The sequence below is a fragment of the Methylibium rhizosphaerae genome (assembly GCF_006386545.1).
Classification (GTDB): Bacteria; Pseudomonadota; Gammaproteobacteria; order Burkholderiales; family Burkholderiaceae_C; genus Pseudorivibacter; species Pseudorivibacter rhizosphaerae.
This window is the reverse complement of the sequence record NZ_SWAR01000007.1, coordinates 185,616-195,063: the sequence shown is the minus strand read 5'-3', so window position 1 is coordinate 195,063 and position 9,448 is coordinate 185,616. Positions and strand designations below refer to the sequence as shown.

The window sequence follows — 9,448 nt, the reverse complement described above, 5'->3', positions numbered from 1 at the left end:
GGAACGCCCCGCGCAGCAGGCCGTAGCTCATGAGCTGCTGCAGCCACTGGCAGTCCAGCACGTCGGACTTGCGGCCCGAGACATTCTTGACGTGGCGCGCGTTGACCAGCAGCACGGTGAAGCGCGCATCAACGACGACACGACGCAGTTCGGCGGCATCGGCGCGATCGCGGCCGACCAGAACATCTACGGCCGCGTCTACGTCAGCGGCAGCGGCCGGGGCGTGCTGTACAGGAACTGAACGCGCGACACCAACACGGGTCGAGCGCAAGAGCAGCGGCGCCGCCGAGCGCCGCTGCTCGACGTCGGGGCCTATGGCCTTCGTGCATGGCCCTGTGTGCTGCTGGCGGGGGCGTGCAGCCCGCCAAGGCAGAGACGAGAGCAGATCGAGCACAAGACACTCTCCCTGGCATCGGCCCGGCCGGCGAACGAGGCCCTTCCTACTCTGCAGTGCTCGCGACGGATCTGGCTCGGCGACCGCTTCATGCCAGTGAGCGTGAGTACGCTGCCCAACGGTGATCGTCGGCAACCGCTGCGCACCCGACGCTCGCCACGCCGCGACCGAGCATCAGGACACCGATGCTCGGGCCCGGAGATGAGCGACCGCGGAGCAGCCCACAGCAGCGAGAACACGCGGCGGACTACCGCGTTGCGCCGCTCGACGTTGAGCTACGTCTACGAGTGCGGGACGACTGAGGCGGACGAGCTCCGCGAGCTGGACATGAACGACGTGGAGAGACGGTCCGTATTCGGCCGTTGAGCCGTTGGCCTGGCGCGTGCTGGAAAGCCGAGCCGGCGTGCGTTGCCTGCCCACTGCACTGCACTGCGCTGCGCTGGATGTCGGCGGGGACGTCCCTGCCGGCGGTCGAAGCCTTGGACATCCAGTATGGGCCGCGATGCGTCTCGAGGGGAGCCTCGATCGCGTCCGCGCACGTGCCGCAGGGGCGCATGGTGAAGTCGGCCAGGCGTCGCTCGGCGTGCAGGTTGGTATGCCCCTGGTCCATGGCGTAGCTGCGCCTGGGCACGATGAAGCGGCGCTCCGCGATCGCGCCTCAGACGTCGTCGGACAGCGGCGTCGGGTGCGGGTCGGCGGCCGGGTTCAGGCGCTGCGCGAGCTTGGCGTGGCGGCGGTCGGTGCGCGAGGCCTCGGGCGGCAAGGGTGCCAAGGGCGCGGCGCCCTCCGAGAGCAGACGTTCGAGTCCTCCGCCGGCAAGGAACCTCTCGATCTGCGCGTTGACGCAGTCGGCGCTCCTTGCCCAGGTAAGCGGTACTTCCATCGCCAGAGTTGGGCTTGGCCTCCATCCTTGGTAGAGGCCGCCGCTGTCGGCGAAGCGTTCGCGTGGTCGATCGGCAGCACGGGGGGCACGCTTGCAGAAGGTATCAGTCAGCGGCATTGAGGGCTCCTTGCCCCGGTTCCCCCGCTGGTCCGGCGCCGATTACCCCAACGGTTCCCCCGTTTTGGTCTGGCTGTCAAAGGACAACCGGGAACGTCCGGAGATGAAAAAAGCCCCGCGGTGCGGGGCTTTGGTCGATTTCCGGGGCTTTGCTGAAAGCCGCGGATGATGTGCTGGCGGAGAGGGCGGGATTCGAACCCGCGGTGGGCTATTAACCCACACACGCTTTCCAGGCGTGCGACTTAAACCGCTCATCCACCTCTCCGGAAAGTCGGCGATTGTAGCAACAGCGCGAGCGCGTTTTGCTCGGCTTGTCGAACATGACTTGCTGGGGTGAATGGCGGTGCGACATCAGCTCAGTCCGGCCAGAGCCGGTGGGTCGGCAGAGAGCTCGTCGACTGCTGTTGCGGGTGCGGCCTTGGCCGCCCGGCGCGGGTCACGTGCGAGGTAGTTCTTCACGGCATTGATCTCCGAACCCACCGATCTCACCGCTTCCTGGAGTTCTTCGGCGGTGGCGTCCAGGGTTTCCATCCAATACGCGACCTCCCAGTCCCAGTTCAAGTTGATGCACAGGTAGTACTGTTCTCCGCGACTCTTCAAGCTGTACGGCATACGGGGCCTCCGATCGTGATATCGCTGGAGGGCAACCAATGTGCCTGCCCCCTGTCACGAGTCGCCACGAGGCGACGCGCCGGCGTCCCTTGTGGGAAATCACCCCAGATTTGCGGATGGATGCCCGACGTTACGGAAAGTTTTTCTGAAGGGGCCGGCTCGGAGTTGCTGATGTCGCAGGGCTAGCCGGTGCCGCCGCCGAGCCGGTCGTCGTGCCCGGTGCGAGGCCCGAGAGGCGGCGCGCCCGCGCATCGAGCTCTTCCTTGGGCGTGGGCGCCAGCAGGTTGGCATCGGCCGGGCAGCGCGTCGCGCCGTCTTCGCCGGCCTGCCAGGACGAGGCCTCTCGGGCGCCGTCGTCGGCGTCTTCGCGCTTGAGTCCCAGCGCGGCCACCAGCGAGCCGGCGGCGGCGTGGCTGCGCAGCCAGGCGATGTTCAGGTCGGCCTCGGCATTGGCATACGAACGCCGGGCCGTGTACAGCTCGTTCTCCGAGTTCAGCAGGTCCAGCAGGCTGCGTTGGCCGATGTCGAACTGCTGGCGGTAGGCGTCGCGGGCTTTTTCGATGGCCAGCACGTTGCGGTCGAGGTAGACCAGCTGCTCGGCCAGCTTTCGGGTGTCGTTGAAGGCGATCGAGCCGGTCTGGCGAGCGTCGCGGCAGGCCTTGTCGCGCTGGTCGGCCGCCGCGTTGAGCAGGTCGGCCGCCTGGCGCACGCGGGCCTGGTCGGAGCCGCCGTTGAAGAGGTTCCAGTTCAGCACGAGTTCGGCCGAGCTGTCGCGCCGCTGGTCCGACACGCCGTCGAAGTTGCGCCCGGTGCCCGAGCGCAGGCGCGCCTCCACGCGCGGCTGGAAGGCGCTCCTGCGCGCGCTGGCCTGGGCGCGCGCGGCACGCAGGTTCTCGATGGCGGCGGCGATCGCGGGGTTGCGACCGGCCACCTGCGCCAGCAGCTCGGCCTGGCTGGCGGGCGCGTTCTGCGAGAGCGGCCCGGCTTCGGGCAGCGCCTCGGCGGGCGGCTCGCCCACCACACGGCGGTAGCGCTCCAGCACGTCGTGCAGGTTGGCCACCTCGGTGGTCAGGTTCGACTCCGCCAGAGCCAGCCGGGCGCCCGCCTGCTCGAGGTCCACGCCGCGGCCCACACCCGCGCGCACGCGGCTCTGGATCTGGTCGAAGGCGTACTTGTGCTGCACGTAGTTGTCTTCGGCCAGCCTCACCAGGCGCCGGAATCGCAGCACGTCGTGGTAGGCGCGGGCCGCCTCGAGGGCCGTCTGCTCGGTGGCATCGACGAACTCGAAATAGCGGGTGAGCTTGGCATGGGCCAGGCGGCCCACCTCGCTGCTGGTGGCCAGGCCATCCCAGAGCATCTGCGACAGGCTGAGCGCGACGCCGCTGCGCGAGAGGCTCGCGCTTTCCGGATTGCGGCTGCTGATGCGGTCGTTTTCGCGGCCCACGCTCGCCGAAAGGTCGAGACGAGGGTAGTAGCCGCCGCGCGCGACGTCGATCTCGTTGTGCGCGGCGCGGAAGGCGTTGAACCGGGCCGTCACCTCGGGGTTGCCGGTGATGGCCTTCTGTGCCGCGGCTCGCAGGGCTTCATGGCCGGCGGGCTCGGCCCATGCGGTGGTGCAGGCGGCTGCCACGAGGGCAAGCGCGAGCAGCGGGGCACGGGACTTCGGTCGGGTGTGTTCTCTTGATGGCTGGATCATGTGTGCGCGCGATGGTGTCTGCGAGGCACCGTTTGCACAAGCCCTCGGCTCAGGGTAAGGCTGGAAGTATTTCACGCAAGTTGTTGCGCGCGCATTTGTTTTCGCAACAACTCGATGCACAGTGCGCAGGTGGTGGACCGTCCGTTCAAGTTTCCCGATGCACCGCCGACATGAGCGGCATGCCGAGCGTCATGTTGGCGGCGCAGCCGCGCCCATGCCCACCGGGCGCCTGCGCCCGATGGGCGCTGTGTGCCTGGCTGCTCATGGTCGCCGCGGCAGGCCTGCTGGCGGTCGTGGCGCCGGCAGGCTGGGCCTTCGATGCGGACCGCCTGCTCGCGGCGGCCAAGCGCCTGGGGCCGCAGGCCCAGAGCGGCGCGCGCGCCTTGCAAGGCATGCTGGCCAGCAGTGCGCCGCTGGGCGAGGAAGCCCGGCTGGCGGCGGTGAATCAGTTCTTCAACCGCCGCATCCTGTTTCGCGACGACACCGAGACCTGGGGACAGGCCGACTACTGGGCCAGCCCGCTCGAGGTGCTCGACAAGGGGCAGGGCGACTGCGAGGACTACGCGATCGCCAAGTACTTTTCGCTGGTGGCCACCGGCGTGCCGGCCTCGAAGATGCGGCTGGTCTATGTGCGCGCTCAGATCGGCGGGCCGGGCGGCGCGGTGCAGGCGCACATGGTGCTGGCCTACTATGCAGAGCCGTCCGCGGAGCCGCTGATTCTCGACAATCTCGTGTCCGAGCTGCGGCCGGCGTCGCGCCGGCCCGACCTGGCGCCCGTGTTCAGCTTCAACGCCGAAGGTCTCTGGCAGGGCACCGGTGCCACCAGCGCCGGGGACCCGGTGGCCCGGCTGTCGCGCTGGCGGGAGCTGCTGGCCAAGGTGAGGGCGGAGGGCCTGTGGTGACAATCAACACTTCACGCCGGCACAGCGGCCGTCAGAAGAACAAGGAGATGCGGTCATGTCGTTGATCAGGCAGATGTGGCTGCTGCTGCTCGGGGTGCTGCTGCTGGCCTTCGTTGGTAGCGTCACCCTGTCGGTGGTGTCGGCCCGAAGCTATCTCGAGACCCAGCTGCGGCTCAAGAACAATGACAACGCCCAGGCGCTGGCCCTGTCGCTGTCGCAGCAGAAGGGCGATGCCGCGCTGATGGAACTGGCCGCCGCGGCGCAGTTCGACACCGGCTACTACCAGCGCATCGTCATCACCGGCCCCGACGGGCGCGAGCAGTTCCGCCGCGAGGCCTCGGTCAAGCCGTCGGCGGCGCCCGGCTGGTTCGTGCGGCTCATCCCCATCGAGTCGGTGGCCGGTGTGGCACAGCTGTCCGACGGCTGGCGGGCGCTCGGCCAGGTGGAGGTGGTGAGCCACTCGGCCTTCGTCTATGGCGAGCTGTGGAATGCCTTCCTGCGCATGCTCACCTGGATGGCCGCGCTGGGCCTGCTGGCAGGCCTGGTGGGCACCTGGGCGCTCAGGCGCATCGAGCGGCCGCTCAATGCCACGGTGGGCCAGGCCCAGGCGCTGGTCGAGCGGCGCTTCATCACCGTCAACGAGCCGGCCGTGCCGGAGCTGCAGCGGCTCACCCGCGCCATGAATGCGATGGTCGCGCGGCTGAAGCTGCTGTTCGACGAGCAGTCGGTGCAGGTCGAGGAGCTGCGCCGCCAGGCCCATTGCGACGCGCTCACCGGCGTGTCCCACCGGCGCCATTTCATGGCCCAGCTGGCCACGCTGCTCGAAAGCGAAGACGGCCCGGGGACGGGCACCCTGGTGCTGGTGCGGGTGCAGGAGCTTGCCGAGCTCAACACCAGCCTCGGGCACCAGCAGACCGACCGAGTGCTGCAGGCGGTGGCCAAGACGCTGCGTGAGGCTGCCACCGAGCAAGGCGGCGAAGTGGGGCGCCTCAACGGCAGCGACTTCGCCCTGAGTGTGCCGGGAGACGGCAATGCGTCGTCCCAGGCGGCCACGGCCCTGCTGGAGAAGCTGCACGGCATGCTCACGCCCTTCGGCCCGCTGGCCCGGGTGGTGCTTGCCGCGGTGAACTGGCAGCGCAGCATCACGGCCGGTGCGCTCATGTCCAATGCCGACGCTGCGCTCGCCCGCGCCGAGAGCCGCGGTGCCTTCGCGCTCGAAGCCGCCGACAGCCCCTTGTCAGGCGCACCGGTGCTCGGTGAAGACGGCTGGCGCCAGCGCATCGGCGATGCACTGGCCCAAAGGCGGCTGCAGTTGGGCAGCTACCCCCTGCAGGACCGCGATGGCCGGATCCTGCACCTCGAGTGCCCGCTGCGGCTGCAGCTGGAGCCGGGCGGCGAATTCCTCGCGGCCACCGAGTGGCTGCCGATGGCCATGCGCACCCGGCTCGTGTCACAGGTCGACGAGGCCGCGGTCGTGCTGGCGCTCGACGAGATCGCGCGCGACCGCCGTCCGCGCGGCGTCAACCTCTCATCCGCCTCGCTGCAGGACAGCGCCTTCCTGCCCCGCCTGCGCAACGCGGTGGCGGCGGCACCGCAGGCCGCCGCTTCCCTCTGGCTCGAAGTCGGCGAGGCGGCCGCGGTGGATCACTTCGCGCTGCTGCGCGAGCTGTGCACGCAGCTGCGGCCGCTGGGCGTGAAGGTCGGCCTCGAGCACGCGGGCAGGCGCCTGGCGTCGATCGACCGCCTGTTCGAGCTGGGGCTCGACTATGTGAAGCTCGACGCCAGTGTGACGCGCGGTGTGGCCGGCGATGCGGCGCTGGCCGAGTTCGTCAAGGGCTCGGCCTGGATGCTGCACGGCCTGGGCCTGCAGGTGTATGCCGAGGGCGTGGCCAGCGAAGACGACGCCCTGGCCCTGTGGGCCAACGGTGCCGACGGCATCACCGGCCCCTGGGTGAGGTGATCACCGGCTTGCTCAGAACAGGTCGATGCTCGAAGCCTGCTGCGGTGCAGCCTGCACCGCGAGGTCGGCATAGGCGGTGACGCGGTTGCGCCCGCCGTGCTTGGAGGCGTAGAGCGCCTCGTCGGCATGGGCCACCACGGTGGCCGGGATGTCCTGGGCCTGCACCGCCACCACGCCGATGCTGATGGTCACCTGGCCCACCTGCGGGAAATCATGGTTCTGCACCGCGAGCCTGAAGCGGTCGAGCACGTTGCGAACGTCGGCGGCCGTGCAGGGGCTCAGCAGCACGGCGAATTCCTCGCCGCCGAACCGGTACACGCGGTCGGACTTGCGGAACGACTGCAGCATGAGGCGCGACAGCAGGATCAGCACCTCGTCGCCGTACAGGTGGCCGAAGGTGTCGTTGATGCGCTTGAAGTGGTCGATGTCCATCACCGCCAGCCAGTGGCAGGCGTCGGAACCCGGTTCGCGCCGGTGTTCCACGCCGTCCGGCGAAACGGTGGAGATGCGCTTCGACTCGAGCAGCACGCTCTGGATGCTTTGCTCGAAGGTCTTGCGGTTCAGCAGCCCGGTCAGCGTGTCGCGGTGCGAATCGTCGATGACCGTGGCGAAGTTGCGATAGATGCGCAGCAGCGCATCCACGATGGCCGTCTCGACCGGGCGGCCGGGCGCATGTTCGATGGCGATCAGTCCGGCCACGCCTTGCCCGTCGAGCAGCGGGTGGATGGAGTAGCCGTGACCGATGATGCCTGCTTCGGGAGACGCGCCGTCGGCGGCGCTGTCGATGCGCTGCATGTAGTGGGCCATGTCCTGGCGCATCGGCGAGGCTTCGTCCATGCGCCGCTGCTGCCCGCTGGCGCTGCCCGCCTGGGCGTTGTCGCCGTGCACCCGCAGGCGTCCCTCGTGGCCGTGCGCGCCCCGTGGCTGGTACTCGATCGCCCGCGCGGGCAGCACCTCGAGCATGGTCTTGATGAGCGTAGTCACCAGGGCGTCGCGCTTGCGCTCGGCGGTGAAGGACCGCACGGCCTCGAGAAGCCGGACCGTGGGCGCCTGATCGACCGCGTGCCTGGCCGCGGCCTTCTTTCGCGCTGTCATTTCAAGCGCTCCTCATCAGTGGTTGACGCTGTGCGCCAAGTGTTTCGTCGATGACCGACGGCGAGAAGTCCACGCAGCCTTCCGGCTTCGTGCCGCAGGCCCAGTCCTCCAGTGCAGTCGCGGGCATCGGCCTGGCGAAGAAGTAGCCCTGCAGTTCGTCGCAATCGAGCTGCAGCAGCGCGTCGCGCTGGCCGGCCGTCTCGACCCCTTCGGCCACCACGCGCAGCCCCAGCGCATGGGCCAGGCGGACCACCGCGTCGACGATTGCCCGGGCGTCGGTGCTCGATTCGAGGTCCTTCACGAAGCTGCGGTCGATCTTCAGTTGCTGGGCCGGCAACTGCCGCAGATAGCTCAGCGAGGAGTAGCCGGTCCCGAAGTCGTCGATCGACAGGTACACGCCGAGCCGCCCGAGCCCTTCGAGCACCCGGCGCGTGTGCTCCACGTCTTCCATCAGGATCGACTCGGTGATCTCGCACAGCAGCTGAGACGGGTCGATCTGGTGGCGCCGAAGCGCCTGCTCGATCGACGCGACGAAGTCATCGCGTCGCAGCTGGTGTGCCGATACGTTGATCGCCACGCGGATGCGCAGGCCGGCGTCGGCCCAGGCGCGCATCTGGCGGCAGGACTCCTCGATGACCCAGTGGCCCAACTGATGGATCAGCCCCGAGCGCTCGGCAATCGGAATGAACACGGCCGGACTCACCATGCCGCGCTGCGGATGGACCCAGCGCAGCAGCGCCTCCACGCCGCGGATCACGCCGCGGCGGGCGTCGATCTTGGGCTGGTAGTGCAACAGCAACTGGCCGAGCTCGGCCGCATCGCGCAGGTCGTTCTGCAGTGCGAGCTGCTCCAGCGCACTGCGTTCCTCGGTCGCGCTGAAGATGGCGCAGGTGCTGCCGCCCGCGCGCTTTGCCGTGTGCATGGCCATGTCCGCTCGCGGCACCAGCTCGTCGCGCTGCCCGTGGTCGGGATAGACCGCAACGCCCACCGAGGCCGAGATCACCAGCGGGCGGCCGCCTGTCTCGAACGGCATCGACAGCGCGCCGATCACTCGCTCGGCCAGTGCCGCGCAGTCCTGCGCGCCGGCCACGCCTTCCATGAGCACGAGGAAGCTGTCGCTCCCGTCGCGCGCCACCGTGTCGCTTTCGCGCGCCATCGCCCGGATGCGGCGAGCCGCTTCCTTGAGCACGAGATCGCCGGCGGCCACGCCCATCGACTCGTTGACGGCGCCCAGGCGGTCGAGATCCAGGCAGAGCACGGCGAGCTTCTCCTGGGCGCGGCCAGGCGCCGCGGCACGTTCGAGGCGGGCGCTCGCCTGGTTCAGCCGGTGATCGAACATCAGCCGGTTCGGCAGCCCGGTGAGGGCGTCGACGTGGGCCTGCTGCAGCAGCGACTCGTTGGCCAAGCGCAGCCGCGCATTCGCGGATTCCAGCGCCTGCACCTGCGCCTGCACCTGCCGTGCGGCCCTGCGCCGGACCACGGCAATCAGCACGCAGGCCGGCAGCAGAGCCGCCAGTGCCGCTAGCGCCGCCAGCGCCAGCAGGCCGCTGGTGCCGAGAGGCTGAAGGTCGAACGCAGCTGCAAACAATTTCGCGACTCCCTGGGGTCTGTTGTGGATGCCATGCCGCCATGGCGCGACGCGGCGGTCGCATTCGCCTTGGTTTCGGTGAAAGCCCGCGGGAACTCAAGCTGGCGCGACCCGGCAAAAGCCCAGGAAAGTCACGCATTCCCATTCGGTTTCAATTGGAGCGGCGCTGCCTGGCCTCGCGCGGGGCGTCCCCCTGCCTCA

At 69.2% G+C, this 9,448-nt stretch carries 8 protein-coding genes and 1 tRNA gene; 3 read left to right on the top strand and 6 right to left on the bottom strand.

What is annotated here, in order from left to right; translation table 11 throughout:
- Window positions 1–241 (top strand): hypothetical protein (locus E8D38_RS28595; protein WP_219851686.1); only part of this gene is annotated, 241 nt, incomplete at its 5' end.
- A gap of 811 nt (window positions 242–1,052) precedes the next feature.
- On the opposite strand, the gene E8D38_RS08290 is transcribed toward E8D38_RS28595, so the two are convergent.
- The 4 genes from E8D38_RS08290 to E8D38_RS08275 form a co-directional block, all read right to left on the bottom strand.
- Window positions 1,053–1,277 (bottom strand): hypothetical protein, encoded by a 225-nt coding sequence (locus tag E8D38_RS08290; RefSeq protein WP_140627740.1) that lies wholly within the window; start codon window positions 1,275–1,277, stop codon window positions 1,053–1,055.
- A gap of 291 nt (window positions 1,278–1,568) precedes the next feature.
- A tRNA-Ser gene (locus E8D38_RS08285) sits at window positions 1,569–1,659 on the bottom strand.
- Between the two features lie 86 nt (window positions 1,660–1,745).
- Window positions 1,746–2,006 carry a DUF3606 domain-containing protein gene (locus E8D38_RS08280; protein WP_140627738.1) on the bottom strand — a complete coding sequence of 87 codons (261 nt, stop codon included), beginning with the start codon at window positions 2,004–2,006 and terminating at the stop codon, window positions 1,746–1,748.
- A 130-nt stretch (window positions 2,007–2,136) separates the two neighbouring features.
- Entirely contained in the window at window positions 2,137–3,702 is a 1,566-nt protein-coding gene (locus E8D38_RS08275; protein ID WP_140627737.1) for a TolC family outer membrane protein, read from the bottom strand.
- 170 nt (window positions 3,703–3,872) lie between these two features.
- Between E8D38_RS08275 and E8D38_RS08270 the strand changes: the two genes are divergently transcribed.
- Window positions 3,873–4,604 (top strand): transglutaminase-like cysteine peptidase, encoded by a 732-nt coding sequence (locus tag E8D38_RS08270; protein WP_219851683.1) that lies wholly within the window; start codon window positions 3,873–3,875, stop codon window positions 4,602–4,604.
- A gap of 55 nt (window positions 4,605–4,659) precedes the next feature.
- Window positions 4,660–6,564, top strand: a complete 1,905-nt coding sequence (locus E8D38_RS08265; RefSeq protein ID WP_140627736.1) for a bifunctional diguanylate cyclase/phosphodiesterase — start codon at window positions 4,660–4,662, stop codon at window positions 6,562–6,564.
- A gap of 12 nt (window positions 6,565–6,576) precedes the next feature.
- On the opposite strand, the gene E8D38_RS08260 is transcribed toward E8D38_RS08265, so the two are convergent.
- Window positions 6,577–7,659 carry a GGDEF domain-containing protein gene (locus E8D38_RS08260; protein ID WP_140627735.1) on the bottom strand — a complete coding sequence of 361 codons (1,083 nt, stop codon included), beginning with the start codon at window positions 7,657–7,659 and terminating at the stop codon, window positions 6,577–6,579.
- 1 nt (window position 7,660) lies between these two features.
- On the bottom strand, window positions 7,661–9,247 hold the full coding sequence (locus E8D38_RS08255; RefSeq protein ID WP_246099403.1) for a putative bifunctional diguanylate cyclase/phosphodiesterase: 1,587 nt from the start codon (window positions 9,245–9,247) through the stop codon (window positions 7,661–7,663).
- Between the last annotated feature and the right edge of the window lie 201 nt (window positions 9,248–9,448).

What these genes read in the sequence shown, in the direction of transcription:
- E8D38_RS08290 (WP_140627740.1), bottom strand. Translation starts at nt 1,277, where the DNA reads ATGGAAGTACCGCTTACCTGGGCAAGGAGCGCCGACTGCGTCAACGCG.
- E8D38_RS08280 (WP_140627738.1), bottom strand. Translation starts at nt 2,006, where the DNA reads ATGCCGTACAGCTTGAAGAGTCGCGGAGAACAGTACTACCTGTGCATC.
- E8D38_RS08275 (WP_140627737.1), bottom strand. Translation starts at nt 3,702, where the DNA reads ATGATCCAGCCATCAAGAGAACACACCCGACCGAAGTCCCGTGCCCCG.
- E8D38_RS08270 (WP_219851683.1), top strand. Translation starts at nt 3,873, where the DNA reads ATGAGCGGCATGCCGAGCGTCATGTTGGCGGCGCAGCCGCGCCCATGC.
- E8D38_RS08265 (WP_140627736.1), top strand. Translation starts at nt 4,660, where the DNA reads ATGTCGTTGATCAGGCAGATGTGGCTGCTGCTGCTCGGGGTGCTGCTG.
- E8D38_RS08260 (WP_140627735.1), bottom strand. Translation starts at nt 7,659, where the DNA reads ATGACAGCGCGAAAGAAGGCCGCGGCCAGGCACGCGGTCGATCAGGCG.